Raw genomic sequence first — 17,708 nt, 5'->3', positions numbered from 1 at the left:
CGGCGGCATTATCGAGACCTTCAATCCCGCTGCCGAGCGCATGTTCCAGTATCGAGCGCATGAAGTGATTGGTTGCAATGTGAATGTCTTAATGCCCGAGCCCTATCACAGTGAACACGATGGCTATCTGCGCAATTATGCACTGACCGGCAAGGCCAAAGTCATCGGTATTGGTCGAGAAGTCGTCGGCCGCCGCAAAGATGGCAGTGTCTTCCCCATGTCTCTTGCGGTGGCAGAATTGTCAAAAGGAGAAAAACCCTCCTTTGTTGGGGTGATCGCAGATATTACCGAGGCGAAGGAGCGCGAAGCCGAGTTAAAAGATCAATATAAGCTGGTTAAAGTCGCAAACGACAATCTTACCGCCAGTATTGATCGCCTCAAAGAGATGCAGCAGCAACTGGTGGAATCAGAAAAAATGGCGTCTCTTGGCGGCCTGGTGGCCGGTTTAGCCCACGAAATAAACACGCCAATTGGCATCGGGGTAACGGCCTCCTCGCATTTGTCGGCGATTTCCACCGCACTTGATGCGGCTCTCCACAACAATACCTTAAGGCGCTCTGAGCTAGACGACGCCATCGAAGACATCAATAAAACCTCAGAGCTGATTTTTCGCAACCTGGAGCGCGCCGCTAAGCTGATCAGCAGTTTCAAGAAAGTAGCGGTTGATCAAGCTACCGATGAGTTGCGGGAAATTAATGTTGTGGATTACCTGCAAGAAGTTGTTCTAAGCCTACAGCCGGAGTTGAAGAAGCACCATGCCACTGTAGATATTTCGGCGGAGGGCCGATTTTTCCTAACGCTGAACCCCGGTGCCTTTTACCAGATTATCAGCAACCTGGTGTTAAACGCCTGTCTGCACGGTTATGCGGTCAAAGGCGGTGTCATCGCTATTGCTGTTTGCCAAAAAAATAACCGGACCATCATTACGGTGACAGACAAGGGTGCCGGCATCGCCCCCGAGCACCTCGGCAAAGTGTTTGATCCCTTCTTTACAACCCGGCGCGCCAAGGGGGGAACCGGGCTGGGCCTGAACATCGTCTATAATATCGTGACACAGGCCATGCACGGCACGATCAGCGTAGAAAGCGAAATTGGCAAAGGAAGCTGCTTCACAATCAGCCTTCCTTCAGCCCCTACACCACCACCGAAGGCGCAAGATTAGAATGGTGATCATCCATTAGGTACAGGGTGCGATATGGCAAACTTACTGTGGCTACAAGGCGGTGCGTGCTCAGGCAACACGATGTCTTTTTTGAACGCCGAGGCCCCGAGCGTCTGCGATCTGGTCACTGACTTTGGCATCAATATTCTGTGGCACCCGTCGCTGGGCATGGAACTGGGCGACGCCGTTAAAGGGATTCTGCGCGATTGCATCGAAGGAAAAATAAAGCTCGATATTTTTGTCTTTGAAGGCACGGTTATTAACGCTCCCGATGGCACAGGCCGTTGGAACCGCTTTGCCGGTAGACCGATGAAAGACTGGGTGAATGATTTGGCCGATGTTGCCGATTTCGTCGTCGCTGTAGGGGATTGCGCGAGCTGGGGCGGTATTCCGGCAATGGCCCCAAACCCGACGGACTCGGAGGGCCTGCAATTTCTCAAAAAGCAGCATGGTGGCGCCCTTGGAATTGATTTTCGCAGCCAAGCCAATTTTCCGGTCATCAATATCTCCGGCTGCCCTGCCCACCCCGACTGGATTAGCCAAATTCTGGTCGCCATTGCCACTGGCCGAGTAAAGGATATCAGCCTTGACGAGCTGAATCGGCCAAAAACCTTTTTCAGTAGTTTTACCCAGACCGGCTGCACACGAAATATGCACTTTGCCTATAAGGTTGCCGCCACTGAATTTGGTCAGCGAAAAGGTTGCTTGTTCTACGACCTGGGCTGTCGTGGCCCGATGACCCGCTCTTCTTGCAACCGTATCTTGTGGAACCGCCAGTCGTCGAAAACGCGGGCGGGCATGCCCTGTATCGGCTGTACCGAGCCCGAGTTTCCCTTTTTTGATTTACAGCCCGGCACGGTTTTTAAAAGCCAGACGGTGATGGGATTTCCGAAAGATCTACCTACCGGCTTGAGCAAGGCCGGTTATATGAAGTTGACCGCCGCGGCGAAACAGGCGAGTCCACAGTGGGCAGAGGACGACATTTTTAACATCTAGACAGGGGTTTAGTGCATATGTCGGAAATACAGCGATTAGACATTTCACCGGTCGGGCGTGTGGAGGGCGATCTCGATGTGCGGGTGGATATTAAAGATGGTCTAGTCGTTGACGCCTGGACAACCGCCGAATTGTTTAGGGGCTTGGAGGTGATTTTACGAGACAAGGACCCTCAGGCGGGCCTGATCGTTACACCGCGAGCCTGTGGTATTTGCGGCGCCTCGCACTTAACCTGCGCGGCTTGGGCGCTGGATACTGCCTGGCAAACCAGCGTGCCTAGGAACGCGATTCTGGCGCGCAACCTCGGGCAAATTGCCGAAAGTCTGCAAAGCTTTGTGCGCCACCATTACGGTCTTTTTCAGATCGATTTCACCAACGAAAAATACCGAAAAAACCCATTCTACGCTGAGGCGGTTGATCGCTGGGCGGTTTATCGCGGGCGCCACTATGAAAAGGGCATTGCGATATCCGGACGCCCGGTAGAAATTTATGCGCTGTTCGGCGGCCAGTGGCCGCACTCTAGTTATATGGTGCCCGGCGGCGTGATGTGTGCCCCGACCTTGACTGATGTCACGCGCGCGCGGGCCATTTTAGAGTATTTCCGACGGGAGTGGCTGGAGCCAATATGGCTAGGTTGCAGCCTGGAGCGCTACGGCGAGATTCGTAGTTATGATGACTTCATGGCCTGGCTCGATGAATCGCCCGCCCATGCCCAGTCTGACCTGGGGCTTTACTGGCGGATGGGCAGTGACATTGGCTTAGCCGCCTATGGCAAGGGGCTGGAACGCTACATGAGCTGGGGTTACCTGCCCCACGAAGATTTATACCAACAACCCAGTATTGGCGGCCGCAACGCAGCAATGCGTATGCAAAACGGTATATACGACTTCCAGCGAGATGAGCATTCAGCCATGTTTGAGTCCGCAGTCAGAGAGGACACCAACCGCTCGTGGTACGACGAAGGCGAGCAAAGTGTACACCCCTTCTCGCGTGACACCCGCCCCGCGTATCACAATGAGGTTGATCATGAGCATAAATATTCCTGGAGTACCGCGGTCCTACACAGCGAGATGGGACGCTTAGAAACGGGCGGCCTGGCGCGCAATTTGGTGGCCAGTAAACGCGGTGCCGACTTTCAAGTTCACGATCCACTGATCAGAGATATGATGAAATCACTGGGTGGCGCCAGCGTGCTACTGAGACATTTCGCCCGCATGCACGACCTGGTGAAGCTCTACAATCAGGCCCAGTACTGCCTACAAGCGTTTCGCCTGGATGAACCCTGGTATATCAAACCCGTTGAAAAAGATGGCCGGGGCTTTGGGGCCACGGAGGCGGCGCGCGGCGCCCTCGCCCACTGGATTGAGGTTAAAAACGGGCGTATTCATAATTATCAGATGGTCGCGCCGACCACTTGGAACCTTGGCCCCCGGGATGGCGACGGGGTAAGGGGACCAATGGAGCATGCCCTGATCGGCACGCCCATTGCCAATCCGCAAGACCCTGTAGAGGTCGGCCACGTTGCGCGATCATTTGACTCTTGCATGGTGTGTACAGTACACGCCCACGATGCCAATACCGGCGCCGAACTGGCGCGCTTTCAGGTGACCTAGTATGGAGAAGCTGACGGTCATCGGCTGTGGCAATCGCAATCGCGGTGACGATGGCGTTGGCTCGGTAGTCACGCAAATGCTCGCCGCACGACTCAAACATTACAACGCCCCCAATATTCATATCTTCGACGCCGGCACGGGCGGGATGGATGTTATGTACCGGGCCCGCGGTAGTAGCGAGCTGATTATTGTCGACGCCTGCCTCAGCGGCAGCGCGGCGGGCGCGATCTTTGAACTACCCGTAGAGTCGCTGAATATCAGTGAAGACCCGGTTAACAATACGCACGAGTTCAAGTGGCAACACGCGATTTATGCCGGCAAGAAAATCTATGCCGAGGCCTTTCCGGAGAATATTCGCGTTATTCTCATTGAAGCGGCCTCCACCGCCTTGGGTTTGTCGCTTAGCGAAGCCGTGGCCGACGCCGCTGAGCGTGTAAGCGAGCAACTGTTTTTGCAATTGCTGCCGCGCATTAACAGCCGCGTCAACCGCAGCCGCAGCGCCTACCAAACGGCGCTTGAGATGGCTGCAGACGCAAGCCTGTCGTCATCACAGCGCGCGACATTACTCTGTGATATGGCCGGCGAGATACAGCGCAAGGATGGCAGTGGTGAGGGCTTGAAATACAGCGCTGAATTATTACGACAGGCGGCAAAACTGACTGAGCTTTCGGCAGTGGCGCTGGCGCGAATCCATATTCGCTTGGCAGCTGTGCTGTTGCTGTTTCCCAAGGGCGAGGCCGAGGCCTGGCATGAAGCCTACTTCCTGATTGAGGCGGCGACGGCCGACCTTTGCGACCCCGAGGAGATTGCCAGCGCACAGATGCAAAAGGCCCTGCTCATTCAAACTCTGGCGGACATCGATCAAGCCGATATACGCCAGGCCATTGATTGTTACCAGCAAGCGCTTGCCATATTCACTGCTGACAGCCACCCCCTGGAATATGCACTGATACAAAACAACTTGGCGACAATTTGGTTGAGTTTGGCCAGCGCTCCACGCAAGCGCCAGTGGTACGAGGGCATGGCGATAGCCGCTTTTGAAAGTGCGCTTGGCCATATTGACCAACATCAGTACCCGGACGAATACGCCATGCTGCAAAATAATCTGGGAAATGCCCTGCAAAACAGCAATGGCGGCAATGACCTCAATAATAAGCGGCGGGCAATGATCGCCTATGAGCAGGCGCTGAACTACCGCCAGGGCGGTTCGCTGCTCAGGGCAAATACGCTAGCGAATCAATCGCAGTGTTTAATTGATCTACCCGATTGCGATAGCGGCGGCCCCAACCCAAATAATTTGGCACAGGCTCACCGGCAAGCGCAGGAAGCCATCGCGCTATTTAGGCGTCACAACGAGGATGAAAAAGCCGAATTAATGATCGAGCTGCTCACCGACATAGAGCAGTTAATCCAATCGCCAGGAGTTGCACGGAAATGAATACAGTGTCACCCACAATGAATCTCGACGAGGCGATTGATGGACTGTTAGCGCAGATGTTGGATTGGCAGACCGAACAACGCGACCTGGCCTTGGCATTAAAGACAGCGGTAGAAGATTTTCACAGCGAGGCCCTGCGCCGTTTTCTGTCCTGTCTATACCAAGACCCGGGAGCGCAAGATGCCCTGCGCCGCGCCATCGCCGACCCGATGGTCTACGCCGTATTGCGCCAGCACAATTTATTAAAACCTTCGCTGGAAGAACAGGTGTTGATGGCGCTCGATGAAGCCCGTCCCGCACTGATGCAACACGGCGGCAATATAGAGCTCGTCGCTGTCAGTCCCGACAAGGATGTCACATTGCGCTTACTGGGCGCCTGTGATGGTTGCGGTTCCTCGCATATCACCATGAAAAATGGTGTTGAACAGATACTGCGCGACCGCTGTCAGTGGCTTCGCCATATCAGCGTGGAGGCCCCCTCCGCCGCCGTTGCCCCGGCCACCCCGGTAAGCATTATCAGCCCATTTGAAGGCGGTGGAGGCCCATGATGGCGGGGCACTGCGACAGCCGTCCCAAAGTGCTCAGATTGCGCGGCATTGTGCAGGGTGTTGGGATGCGCCCGTTTATTTACCGCATTGCTTCGTCGCTGGGCTTGGTTGGTGAAGTCTATAACGATGGTGACGGCGTAACCCTCAAACTGTGGGGCGATGACACGCAACTACAAACCTTCAATCACCGCTTGCAACATATGTTGCCACCCAGCGCGCGTATCGACCAAATGTTGGTCGACAACGACACCGCGGTATGTCCGCGGCCCAAAACATTTAATATCGTTGACAGCAATGGTGCCGGGACACCCGGTATCATTCCCGATCGGGCCAGCTGCAGCCAGTGTATTGCTGAAATTTTTAATGCGCAGGATCGCCGTTATCAGCACCCCTTTAACAGTTGCACGGAGTGTGGTCCGCGCTACAGTATTATGCGCGAGGGTAGCTGGGATCGCCGCAATACCGCCATGGCGGCCTTCTCTCTTTGCCAGCAATGCCTTACCGAATACCAATCGCCCGACGACCGGCGTTTTCATGCCGAAACCGTCGCCTGCCCCGCTTGTGGGCCAAAATTATTTTACCAAGAGAGGCATCAACGCCTTGAAACCGGGCAGATAGCCGCCGCGGCCGCGGCGATTGCTCGCGGTGACGTCATTGCCGTGCAGGGCATGGGGTGTTTTCAACTGATTTGCGATGCTCTTAATCACCAGGCTATTGCGCTGCTCAGGCGAGTCAAGCAGCGGCCCCGAAAACCCTTGGCGATTATGGTTGCCGGGCGCCCGCAGCTCGACGCTTATGCCGACGCCTCGGCAGCTGAATGGGCGCTGCTGTCTTCGGCGCAAAGCCCTATTGTGATCGTCAAGCAGCGCGACACTGCTCTGCCAGATTTACTGGCGCCCGGCCTACATACCGTGGGAGTAATGCTGGCCAATACGCCACTACATCATTTACTGATGTCGGCAGTCGCGCGGCCACTGGTGGTCAGCAGTGCCAACTTAAGCGGTGCGCCGACCATTTGCACGCCGCAAGCGTTGCGTGACATGTTGCCTGCCTTTGGCGGAGGGGTTCTTTATACGGACCGTGCCATCCTTAAACCCTTAGATGACTCCGTCGCGCAAGTTATGGGCTCTGCAACCCAGCTGCTGCGCCGCGCTCGAGGTTACGTGCCTCGAGCTCTGCCACTGCCTCGCGGCTTGGTCGCGCCGCCGATACTGGCCCTCGGTGGTCACCACAAAAATACCCTCTGTCTGCTCGAAGACGGGCGCCTGCAGCTGTCGACCTGGCAGGGGGATTTGGACAGCCCCGCACAGCGACAAGCCTACGATAGCCAGGTTGCGACATGTGCCGCCGGCACGCGGCACTACGCCTGTGACCATCACCCCGATTATTACAGCAGCCGAAGGGCGGTCGCCAGCGCCAGCGAACAACCGGGCTCCGGCGTACACCAGGTGTGGCACCACCACGCCCATGCGGCCGCCTGTTTGGCTGAGCATGGCCGACACGCCGACGCAGGTCCTGTGTTGGCGGTGGTGTTCGATGGCAGCGGCTACGGGCCAGACGCTAGTATCTGGGGCGGCGAGTTTCTGGTTGCCAATTACCGCGGTTTTCGGCGCCGGGGGCACCTGCAAACCCTGCGGCTGATTGGCGGTGAGCAAGCGGCGACACAACCCTGGCGCAGTCTCTGGTCGCATTTACACGCCAGCGGCGGCTGGCCGCAGATACAACAAGATCACGGCAAATTAGCGATCGTCAGCGCTCTTCAGCAGCAACCGATAAGCGCGTGGTCATACGCCCAGTTAAGCGCCGTCAACGCACCCTTAAGCTCCTCCGTTGGCCGGCTTTTCGATGCGGTCGCCGCCGCGCTGGAGATCTGTTTCGACGGTATTAGCTACGAGGGCGAGGCGGCTATGCGTCTGCAAGCGCTGGCCGAAACCAGCGAAGACTCTCAGGCATACCCCTTCGCGATACGCGGTGATGACGAGCTTATCGCCTTTGATCTGGCACCGATGTGGCCAGCGCTATTTGCCGATCTCGAGGCCGGCCTGTCGAAGGCGATTATCGCCAGGCGATTTCACTCTAGTCTGGCGCGCGCGACCGCAGCGATGGTGGACGGTATTTTTGCCATTGATAAAGATTGGCAAGAGCCACTCGTCGCCCTGAGCGGAGGGGTGTTTCAAAATGCCTTGTTGCACGAAGAAACAAGCAGATACCTCCAGGCAAATGGCTTCAGGGTTATCGCCCACGGCGAAGTCCCCGCCAATGACAGCGGTCTATCATTGGGGCAGGCGGTGGTCGCTGCCGCGCAATTTAGCCCCGCGTTCGTCGATCGCGGCATTAAGAGGTAGTTGGCGATGTGTTTAGGGATTCCCGGCCAAGTTGTCGCCATTAGTGATGTGGATAACAAGCTGGGTATTGTTGATATCAGCGGCGTACAGAAAGAGGTCAACCTCGCCTGTGTTGTCGATGGCAGTCACTCACTGGACGACTGCATCGGAAGTTGGGTGTTGATTCATGTCGGCTTTGCCATGGCGAGAATAGACGAAAACGAGGCGCAGGCGACACTGCAACTACTGCGGGAACTGGCTGGAGCTAGGGAATAATGAGCGATTCGAAGACAACGCTGCGCGGCTTTTACCCCCACCTGCAGGGGGCTGTTGCCCCCAAGTCAAATGCGCATCTCTGTGAATCGATTATTGCGAAGATGACTGACAGCAGGGTCACGCAACAACAATTTATCACTGACAATCAGTCCTTGCTGATCGCGATTGCCCGGGATCTGGCTGAGCGTTTTAACAAGGGGGGCAAACTTATCTGCCTCGGCAACGGCGGATCGGCTTGTGATGCCGCCCACCTGGCGGTGGAATTTAGTCACCCGGTGACCGCCGGTCGCCCCGCCCTGCCGGCCGTCAACCTCGGCGCCGACACCGCCATGCTCACCGCGCTGGCTAACGATGTTGGCTTTGACAAGGTGTTTAGTCGACAAATAAGCAACCTTGCGGGAGCCAATGACGCGGTGTTTTGCCTGTCGACCAGCGGCAATGCCAAAAATATTGTCGAGGCAATGCGAGTGGCCGGAAAACACCGGCTGCTGCGTATTGCCTTACTCGGCGGCAGTGGTGGCGTGGTCGCAGATGAGCGACTTGCCGAACATCTTCTGTGTGTGCCCAGTCAGAGTGTTCACCGTATTCAGGAATGCCATGTTTTGAGTTATCACATTTTGTGGGATCTCGTACACAGCGTGTTAGCCGAGGTAAACTCAGGAGGTGGTGATGACTGATGGCATTCGCTACGTCGACGAATTTCGCGACCCTCAGCTGGCCCAGTCCTTACTTGAGGAAATACATCAACTGACCCCACAATTGATGCAAGGCCGGGACCGCCCCCTGCAAATTATGGAGGTATGCGGCGGCCATACCCACAGTATTTTCCGCTACGGCCTTAACGCTTTACTGCCCAAGGATATTGAGTTTGTCCACGGCCCCGGTTGTCCGGTTTGTGTACTGCCAATGGGGCGTATTGACGATTGCCTAAATATCGCCCGGCGAGAAAACGTCATCATTGCCAGTTTTGGCGACGCCATGCGCGTACCCGGCTCCAGCCAAAGCCTGCTGCAAGCACGTGCCGAAGGCGCCGACATTCGCATGGTTTATTCGCCGGAAGAAGCACTTAATCTGGCAAGGCAAAACCCCGATCGCGAGGTGGTATTTTTTGCCATTGGTTTCGAGACCACCATGCCCAGTACCTGTTTCACGGTAATGGCAGCAGCCCGGGACAAGGTCGAAAATTTCTCTATTTTCTGTAACCACATCACCATTGTATCGACAATTAAAGCGATACTAGACTCGCCCGACATGCGCCTGGATGGCCTCCTCGGCCCCGGGCATGTCAGTATGGTGATCGGCACAGAGGTATTCGAGTTTGTCGCCGACCACTACCAACTGCCGTTTGTCGTCGCCGGTTTTGAGCCGCTGGATATTCTGCAGGCGGTCTATATGGTGATCAAACAACGCGCTGAAAACCGGGCTCAGGTCGAAAACCAATACTCTCGGGTAGTGATATCCAGTGGCAACGCCATGGCCATACAAGCACTGGGCGAAGTGTTTCAGTTGCGAGAGGTGTTTGAGTGGCGCGGCCTTGGCGCTATCGACTACTCGGCAGTCAGCCTGACCGACAAATACCGGCAATTCGATGCGGAAAAACGCTTTGCTATTGCCAATGTCCATATTTCTGACCCCAGCTCCTGCCAGTGCGGAGAGGTGCTGAAAGGCGTGATTAAGCCGCGAGATTGTAAAGTCTTTGGTCAGTCCTGCACGCCCGAACAGCCACTGGGAGCACTGATGGTATCGTCGGAAGGTGCCTGTGCCGCCTATTACCGTTACGCCCACAAGCCGATGGATAGCAGCCCGTGATGACACAGCCACTCTCCCCCCTACCCGACACCATCACGCTGTCCCATGGCAGCGGCGGTCGAGACATGCACAAGTTGCTGGAAGTACTGGTACTGCCCAGCTTATGTGCGCCGTCGCCGGCGTGGGGGCACAGTGATAGTGCCGAGATCGCCATCGCTGAACTGGCCGCCGCTGGCGACCGTCTGGCGTTTACGACCGATGGCTATACGGTGTCACCGTTATTTTTCGCCGGCGGCAATATCGGCTCGCTGGCCGTGAACGGCACGGTGAACGACCTGGCCATGTCCGGGGCAGTCCCCCGCTACTTATCCTGCTCACTGATTATCGAAGAGGGATTTAAAACCGCTGCATTGAGCCGCATTCTGGCCACTATGCGTGAGGCTGCCGATAGCGCCGGCGTAAGGATTATTGCCGGCGATACCAAGGTCGTGCCGCGCGGTGCGGCTGACGGCATATTTATTACGACAACCGGCATCGGCACCATCGCCGATGGCATTTGCCTGCGCGCCGGCAATATTACTCCCGGAGACGCGGTCATCGTCAGTGGTTATATTGGCGATCACGGCGCCGCCATTCTCGCTGGCCGCGATGACATCCACATTGATTTAACCGTGAATAGCGACTGCGCCGCGCTCAATACGATGGTTGCCGGCCTACTCGAAAGCTGTCCCAATACCCGCCTGCTGCGCGATGCCACTCGCGGCGGCATCGCCTGTGTGCTCAATGAGATTGCCCTTGATGCCGGTCTCGGTATGACCATCTCCGACGCGGCAATCCCGGTGCGCCAAGCGGTGCGGGCTGGCTGTGAAATCTTTGGCTTGGACCCACTCTACTTGGCCAATGAGGGCACGTTGATCGCAGTGATACCGGCGGCAGAGGTCGACACTGCACTGACGTGTTTGCAGCAGTACCCGCAAGGTCGCTCAGCGGCGTTAATAGGCCACTGTATTGCTGAACATCCTGGGGTGGTTGCCTTAACCACCGGATTTGGCGCCGAGCGGGTGCTCGATGTGCCCGCTGGCGAATTGCTTCCCAGAATATGCTGAGCGAAATTAGGTAAGTAAAACGAGGCTGTCATCAGATGACGCATTGCAAACAAGTTTCCATCGATTTGGATAAACCAGCCTACCAGCAGCAGATAAACCAACAGCTGGGCAGTCACCCCTGGATACATCAGGCCACTGTTGTAGAGTTACACTCCGGCAAGACGCTTCAATCACACGCCGCCAACACGCCGATAGACATTTGCCTGGCAACGCAAATGTTTTCTCCTTCTGTGATAAGCGCGGCCGGTTCCCCGCATCAGTTCCTCGCTCTAGGTTTCGCCAAAGATTACCTGCTGGCCTTTGACACCGGCACTGTCAGTGGCGAAAACGCCTTTATTACGGCCAGCTGTAGCACGTTGAGCAAGGCACTGACGGTTGCGGAAAGCGTGCTGGAACGCCACCGCGACACGCTTTCCACGCGGGCGAATTTCCAGGGTTATCTATCGGAAAGCGGTCTAATTGCTGCGAGCGACATCGACAGCAGCAATCGCGCGGCGGCGTTTTGCCAATGGCGTGGCAGTTTGGCCTACTTGAGTGCGCTGCTAGCGGGGCGTATACCGACCGATGTGCCTCCCGCTGCCGCCCTTGGTTCGCTGCGCGAGGTCTATCTCTGCCAGAGCAATCACAGCATACATTGTTTGCGACCGCGATTTTTGCCCAATTACCTTATCGTTCTCGTCAGCGACAACAGCGCGCCAATGCCACAGCAAATCGCCGCCGCCCGAGTGCTAAGCGACAATATATTGCGCCTGGTGATCGACGATATTCTGGCAGCAGGTATCACCACCGATTTGACCTTGGTCGCCGATACGCTGATCGCCACCGATATCATCACACAGCTGCGCAAACTCGATGAGGACGACTTGTATGGCCTGCTTGAGGTCGGCGGTTTTGCCAATTACAGTTTGGGCGAAAGTGGTGAAATGGAAGACGGCAAGCTGACCTACCGCTGCGCGGAGTGTATTTACTATCACCCCAATCGCAAGTGGTGTGACCTGCCGGAATTACCGGTACCCGTTGAGCCCGATTGGTATTGCAAACTGTGGAAACTCTAAAAACGATAGGCAACTGCCGTGCATGAACTGGGGATTACGCGAAACATTATCGCGATTGTTAGCGAGCGTGCGAACAATCGCCGTGTGTTGCGTGTACAGCTCAGTGTCGGTCGGCTGAGCGCGATTTTGGCCGATGCGATTAGTTTTTGCTTTGACATCTGCAGTAAGAATACCGTGGCTGAGGGCGCTAGCCTGGAGATCTGTTACATCGATGGCCGATTAAAGTGTCGTAGCTGTGGCACAGAAAAAGCCAGTAATACGCTCTACGGGCAGTGTGTCTGCGGTTCCTCAGACATGCAGTGCATAGCTGGGGAAGAGTTGTTAATTTCGGAAATAGAACTGGAGTAAGGCTTATGTGTCGCGACTGTGGTTGCTCAAACAATGCTGATATCCGCTTTGACGGCAAGCAGCTCTTCCAGCCGGTGACGACCCCTCCTGAAATTACCTTAACACGCAGCCACCAGGCGCAGCCAAAGGCCACGCTGTCAGCGGCACAAAGTCACGCTGCCGTTCACGGCGATACAAGCACCGAGCTGCTCAAGCTAGAAGTTGATTTGCTGGCGAAAAACAATGACCAGGCGGCGATTAATCGCCGTCAACTGTCAGCGGCGGGCATCCTGTCACTGAATATGCTCAGCAGCCCAGGCTCGGGCAAAACCACACTGCTGGAGCGAACCATTGCCGACTTAGGCCAGCAAGCACAGATTTTTGTTGTCGAAGGCGATCAGGAAACCGAGCGCGATGCGGCTCGCATAAGGCAGGCCGGTGCCACAGCCGTACAGGTGAACACCGGCAGTGGCTGCCACTTAGAGGCGGATATGTTGGCAAAGGCCATTGCCCTGCTGCAGCCCAGCCGCGATGCAATACTGTTTATCGAGAACGTGGGGAATTTGGTCTGCCCCGCCCTCTTTGATCTCGGAGAAGGCCAGCGCGTTGTCATGCTATCGGTCACCGAGGGCGACGACAAACCGGTTAAATACCCCACCATGTTTAATCGCGCAGACTTGGTCATCATTAACAAAGTGGATTTACTGCCCTACGTCGATTTTGACCTGCAACGCTGCGTTCGCGAAGCCCAGACGCTGAACCCCAAGGCCGCCATCATTGCCTTGTCGGCCAGCAGTGGCGAAGGCCTGCAGGCTTGGTACGATTGGCTCTGGCAACAAAAAGCCGCGCTCGGCGCGGCTTGCTGATAATTCGCTAATAGCGCGATGCTTAAGGGGTGCTGATATTTTCCTGGCCCCAAAATGCCTTCATGGCGATAATCTTATTGTCTTCATTGAAGCTAAATTGATCGATCACTTCCAGGCGCATTTCGCCATTGCCTGGGTTCAATTCAACAATAAAGGGAAATACTGCGTGGTTGGCGGCCAGGCGCACCGCGCCGTCGGCGCGTGCACTGATTCCGGAACTAAATGCCGTTTTATAGAATCCAAGGATGGCTTCCTTGCCCTGTATCGGCTCACTACCTACCGGGTCTTCGACGCTAGCTTGGTCGTCAAACAATGTATCGATTGCGACGAGGTCGTGCTCACATAGTGCTTTGATATATGCTTCTACAACAGTCACTTTAGGGTTTTTGCTCACAATTGCAGGCTCCATTTGCTGCGCTCAGTAGATATTTTTAGTGTAACGCGGTATACCAATACAGAGAATCCGCCGCAGAAAATTAATTGGGAATTCTGCCCGCCGTCGTTGATCGCGCCGCCGAGGCCGGACTGCAGTGGAGAAATACAGGTTATTTATGCATTCAACTATACGCCGCACCACCCCTTCGCAGTTGCTTTTTGCCGCAGTTACTCTCGTCTTCTCGCTACTGTTTCTGTCGCCCGCTCATGCGCTCAGTGCACTTGAGCCGGCCAGCGAGCACCGCACCGCTATCCGCGATATGCTGCAGCAGCTGGGGCGTAATCACTATGTCAAACTGACACTAGACGACCGCGCATCAGCGCAGTTGCTCGCGGCCTACCTCGACGACCTGGATCCAAACCGACAGTTTTTACTGGCCGATGACATTGCCAGCTTTGAAAAATACCGCCATCAACTGGATGACGAGCTCAAAAAGGGGCGTCTGGACACCGGTTTTCGTATTTTTAATATTTATCGTCAGCGCATTGTCAGCCGCCTAGAGCGAACGCTCGACAAGCTGGAAGACACCGTCAACAGCTTTGATTTCAGCGAAGATGAGAGTTTTTTGCTAGATCGCTCCGAACAGCCCTGGCCGGCCAACCAGCTTGAGGCGGATGAAATCTGGCGGAAACAGCTGAAAAATCGTGTGCTGGGGCTGAAATTGGCCGGCAAGGAAAGCAAAGATATTGCCGAGTTGCTGGAAAAGCGCTTTCGCAATCAGATCAAACGGCTGACTCAGCTCGAAGCTGAAGATGCCTTCCAGATCTACGCCAATGCCTTGGCATCGCTATACGATCCGCACACCGACTATTTCTCGCCGCGCTTGTCAGAGAATTTCCAGATCAATATGAGCCTGAAGCTGGAAGGCATCGGCGCCGTCCTGCAAATGGAGGACGATTTCACCAAAATCGTGCGTCTGGTTCCCGCCGGCCCTGCCGATAAGCAGGGTGAGCTGCAACCAGCCGATCGGATTATCGGTGTTGCCCAGGGTAAAAACGGCGATATGCAGGATGTTATCGGCTGGCGCTTGGACGATGTTGTCGACCTGATCCGTGGCCCCAAGGGCTCAATAGTCCGCCTGGAGGTGATTCCGGCCCTCGCCCACAGCGAGGAAGAGCGCAAGGAAATCGTTATCGAGCGCAATGAGGTCAAGCTCGAGGAGCAAAGTGCCAAGGGCGAGCTTCTGGATATCCGCGATGCCGACGGCCAAACCCGGAAAATTGGCGTGATCAATATCCCGACCTTTTACTTGGACTTTGATGCCTTCCGGATGGGCGACCCCGATTTTCGCAGTACCACTCGCGATGTTCACCGCATTCTCGGCGAGCTACTGGCTGAGGGCGCGGAGGGCATTGTCATCGACCTGCGTGACAACGGCGGCGGCTCGCTCGCCGAGGCCAACGGTCTGGTTGGCTTGTTTATTGAGGCGGGGCCAACCGTACAAATTCGCCAGTCGAATTCCCGGGTAATTCGCGAAGGAAAACGCCGCAGCTCACCCTATTACACCGGCCCTTTGGCGGTGTTAATTAACCGCATGAGCGCCTCGGCATCGGAGATTTTTGCCGGAGCGATTCAGGATTACCAGCGCGGCATCGTCATCGGTACCCAGTCCTTTGGTAAGGGCACGGTGCAGTCGGTAAACCCCTTGAGCCACGGCCAGCTTAAAATGACCGAATCCAAGTTCTACCGTATTTCCGGTGACAGTACGCAAAATCGCGGTGTCATTCCCGATATTGCCTTTCCCCCACTCTATGACTCCACTCAGATCGGCGAAAATATTCTCGATAACGCCATGGCCTGGGATCGTATCGACCGGGCTAAGCACAGCTACTATTTTGACCTGCGCCGCGGCCTTCCCGCCCTGGAAAAAGAGCATCAGCAGCGTGTTGCCAAAGATCCTGATTTTCGTTTTCTCAAAGAACAGCTGGCGGCCATAGAGAAATACCGCGATCGTAAATCACTGTCTCTCAATATCGATGTGCGCAAGAAAGAGCGGGAAGAACAGAAGGCCTTGCAACTGGCGATGGAGAATCGCCGCCGCGTTGCCAAGGGCGAAAAACCCTTGGACGTGCTTAAAGAGGATGACTTAGAGGTGCCTGAGGATCTGCTGCTAAGCCCCGCTGTCAGTGAGGAGGACGGCGATAAAAAAGCAGATAAGCCAGACCCGCTGCTTAACGAGGCTGGACATATTCTTGTCGACGCGATCCCCTACTTTCAACAGGAACAATTAGCCGGCCGTCCCTAACGGCCGGCCACAGCGCTTAGCGGGTGGCTTCTCGCAGGGTGACAAACTCCTCGGCCACGGTGGGGTGAATGCCGATGGTGGTATCAAACATCGCCTTGGTGGCGCCGGCTTTAATCGCCACGGCAAAGCCCTGGATCACCTCTCCGGCCTCATCGCCCAACATATGCACGCCCACCACCCGGTCACTGGCCTTGTCGACAATCAACTTTAAAAACACCTTCGAGGGATTGTCGGTCAGGGTGTGTTTCAAATGGCGAAACTGGGAAGTAAACACACTGATCTCGCCGAATTTTTCCCGGGCCTGTTCTTCGCTGTAGCCAACGGTGCCGATATTGGGCTGGCAAAAAATCGCCGTGGGAATGTATTCGTAGTCCACCGGTTGATCGACACCGCCGTAGAGGCGGCGCGCCAAGTTCATGCCCTCGGCCAGTGCCACCGGCGTCAACTCCATGCCGCCAATCACATCGCCCAGGGCGTAGACACTCGGCTCCGCCGTCTGAAAACTGTCCGATACGGCGATAAAGCCCTTGTCGTCTAGCGCGACGGCGGTGTTCTCCAGTCCCAGGTCGTCGATGAGTGGCTTGCGACCGGTGGCGTAGAGCACTAGGCCGGTATCTAGGCTGTCACCGCTGTCCAGCTGTAAGCGGAAGCCCTCTGCGGTTTTTTCAATGGCACTGACGTTCTCATTGAAGCGCAGTTCAACGCCGCGGTGACGCATTTCTTCAGCGAGGTGACCGCGAACTTCTTCATCGAAGCCGCGTAGAAACAGCGAGCGGCGGTAGATTTGCGTGACCTGGACGCCGAGGCCGTTGAGAATGCCAGCAAACTCGGTGGCGATATAGCCGCCGCCCACTACGGTGGCATGCTCGGGCAGCTTATCCAGATAGAACAGCTCATTGGAGCTAATCGCGTGCTCCCTGCCCGGCACATCGGGGATATAGGGCCAGCCGCCCACCGCAATCAGAATCCGCTCGGCAGTATAGGTTTTGCCGTTGACATCAACGGTGTGGCCGTCGATAAAGCGAGCGTGGCCATTGATCAGCGCTACCCCGGCACTGCCGAGAATATTGCCGTAAATGCCATTTAGACGTTCGATTTCACGGGTCTTGTTGTCCCGCAGCCGCGGCCAGTCTAGGGGACTGTGACTAACATCCCAGCCGAAACTGGCGGCATCGTGAAAATTTTCGGTGAAATGGGCGCCATAACTGAACAATTTTTTGGGTACACAGCCGACATTGACGCAGGTGCCGCCGAGATAGCGAGCTTCAGCGACCGCCACCCTTGCCCCCAGGCCGGCCGACATCCGCGCCGCGCGCACCCCGCCGCTGCCGGCGCCAATGACAAACAAATCGTAATCGAATTGGCTCAAAAGTTTCCTCTCCCATACTCACATTTTGGCTACGTTGGGACGCGCGGCGGCCGGGGATGTTACAAATCGGTTTTAGCCAGGTCGTAGTGCTCATACCAGGCCAGCTTTTCTCGCAGGCTGACCACCTCGCCGACGATGATCAGCGTAGGTGCTTTAACGGGGTTTTTGGCCACTTCGTCGACCATGGTGGACAGGGTG

General features: G+C 55.9%; 16 protein-coding genes. 14 read left to right on the top strand and 2 right to left on the bottom strand.

Annotated elements, in window-relative coordinates:
- From ABYM29_RS10325 to hypB, 13 genes are all read left to right on the top strand, one after another.
- Positions 1-1,162: sensor histidine kinase (locus tag ABYM29_RS10325; protein ID WP_372864655.1), on the top strand; the 1,162-nt coding region annotated here is incomplete at its 5' end.
- A 33-nt stretch (positions 1,163-1,195) separates the two neighbouring features.
- Positions 1,196-2,158 carry a hypothetical protein gene (locus ABYM29_RS10320; protein WP_372864654.1) on the top strand — a complete coding sequence of 321 codons (963 nt, stop codon included), beginning with the start codon at positions 1,196-1,198 and terminating at the stop codon, positions 2,156-2,158.
- A gap of 17 nt (positions 2,159-2,175) precedes the next feature.
- Complete coding sequence (locus tag ABYM29_RS10315; RefSeq protein ID WP_372864653.1) at positions 2,176-3,771, top strand: nickel-dependent hydrogenase large subunit; 1,596 nt, start codon at positions 2,176-2,178, stop codon at positions 3,769-3,771.
- Position 3,772: 1 nt separating this feature from the next.
- A complete protein-coding gene (locus ABYM29_RS10310) occupies positions 3,773-5,209 on the top strand; it encodes a hydrogenase maturation protease (RefSeq protein ID WP_372864652.1) in 1,437 nt (478 codons plus the stop codon).
- Positions 5,206-5,757 carry a NifU family protein gene (locus tag ABYM29_RS10305; RefSeq protein WP_372864651.1) on the top strand — a complete coding sequence of 184 codons (552 nt, stop codon included), beginning with the start codon at positions 5,206-5,208 and terminating at the stop codon, positions 5,755-5,757. Before ABYM29_RS10310 ends, ABYM29_RS10305 begins: the two co-directional genes overlap by 4 nt.
- Positions 5,754-8,102, top strand: coding sequence for a carbamoyltransferase HypF (gene hypF / locus ABYM29_RS10300; RefSeq protein WP_372864650.1), 2,349 nt, complete (start codon positions 5,754-5,756; stop codon positions 8,100-8,102). Before ABYM29_RS10305 ends, hypF begins: the two co-directional genes overlap by 4 nt.
- 6 nt (positions 8,103-8,108) lie before the next feature.
- A complete protein-coding gene (locus ABYM29_RS10295; RefSeq protein WP_372864656.1) occupies positions 8,109-8,357 on the top strand; it encodes a HypC/HybG/HupF family hydrogenase formation chaperone in 249 nt (82 codons plus the stop codon).
- Positions 8,357-9,034: an SIS domain-containing protein gene (locus tag ABYM29_RS10290; RefSeq protein WP_372864649.1), complete on the top strand. Its 678-nt coding sequence runs from the start codon at positions 8,357-8,359 to the stop codon at positions 9,032-9,034. Before ABYM29_RS10295 ends, ABYM29_RS10290 begins: the two co-directional genes overlap by 1 nt.
- Positions 9,027-10,166, top strand: coding sequence for a hydrogenase formation protein HypD (gene hypD / locus ABYM29_RS10285; protein ID WP_372864648.1), 1,140 nt, complete (start codon positions 9,027-9,029; stop codon positions 10,164-10,166). Before ABYM29_RS10290 ends, hypD begins: the two co-directional genes overlap by 8 nt.
- Positions 10,166-11,212, top strand: a complete 1,047-nt coding sequence (hypE, locus tag ABYM29_RS10280; protein WP_372864647.1) for a hydrogenase expression/formation protein HypE — start codon at positions 10,166-10,168, stop codon at positions 11,210-11,212. Before hypD ends, hypE begins: the two co-directional genes overlap by 1 nt.
- A gap of 35 nt (positions 11,213-11,247) precedes the next feature.
- The gene (locus ABYM29_RS10275; RefSeq protein ID WP_372864646.1) at positions 11,248-12,267 is read left to right on the top strand and encodes a hypothetical protein; all 1,020 of its coding nucleotides are present in this window, start codon (positions 11,248-11,250) and stop codon (positions 12,265-12,267) included.
- 18 nt (positions 12,268-12,285) lie between these two features.
- A complete protein-coding gene (locus ABYM29_RS10270) occupies positions 12,286-12,615 on the top strand; it encodes a hydrogenase maturation nickel metallochaperone HypA (protein ID WP_372864645.1) in 330 nt (109 codons plus the stop codon).
- 5 nt (positions 12,616-12,620) lie between these two features.
- Positions 12,621-13,460 carry a hydrogenase nickel incorporation protein HypB gene (gene hypB, locus ABYM29_RS10265; RefSeq protein WP_372864644.1) on the top strand — a complete coding sequence of 280 codons (840 nt, stop codon included), beginning with the start codon at positions 12,621-12,623 and terminating at the stop codon, positions 13,458-13,460.
- Positions 13,461-13,482: 22 nt separating this feature from the next.
- On the opposite strand, the gene ABYM29_RS10260 is transcribed toward hypB, so the two are convergent.
- On the bottom strand, positions 13,483-13,854 hold the full coding sequence (locus ABYM29_RS10260; RefSeq protein ID WP_372864643.1) for a nuclear transport factor 2 family protein: 372 nt from the start codon (positions 13,852-13,854) through the stop codon (positions 13,483-13,485).
- Between the two features lie 157 nt (positions 13,855-14,011).
- On the opposite strand from ABYM29_RS10260, the gene ABYM29_RS10255 reads away from it, so the two are divergent.
- Positions 14,012-16,141, top strand: a complete 2,130-nt coding sequence (locus ABYM29_RS10255; RefSeq protein WP_372864642.1) for a carboxy terminal-processing peptidase — start codon at positions 14,012-14,014, stop codon at positions 16,139-16,141.
- Positions 16,142-16,157: 16 nt separating this feature from the next.
- On the opposite strand, the gene gorA is transcribed toward ABYM29_RS10255, so the two are convergent.
- Positions 16,158-17,510 (bottom strand): glutathione-disulfide reductase, encoded by a 1,353-nt coding sequence (gene gorA / locus ABYM29_RS10250; protein WP_372864641.1) that lies wholly within the window; start codon positions 17,508-17,510, stop codon positions 16,158-16,160.
- Positions 17,511-17,708: the final 198 nt, after the last annotated feature.

Origin of the sequence: Spongiibacter sp. (assembly GCF_041602295.1) — a bacterium.
Lineage (GTDB): Bacteria > Pseudomonadota > Gammaproteobacteria > Pseudomonadales > Spongiibacteraceae > Spongiibacter.
This window is presented reverse-complemented; position numbering and strand designations above follow the sequence as displayed.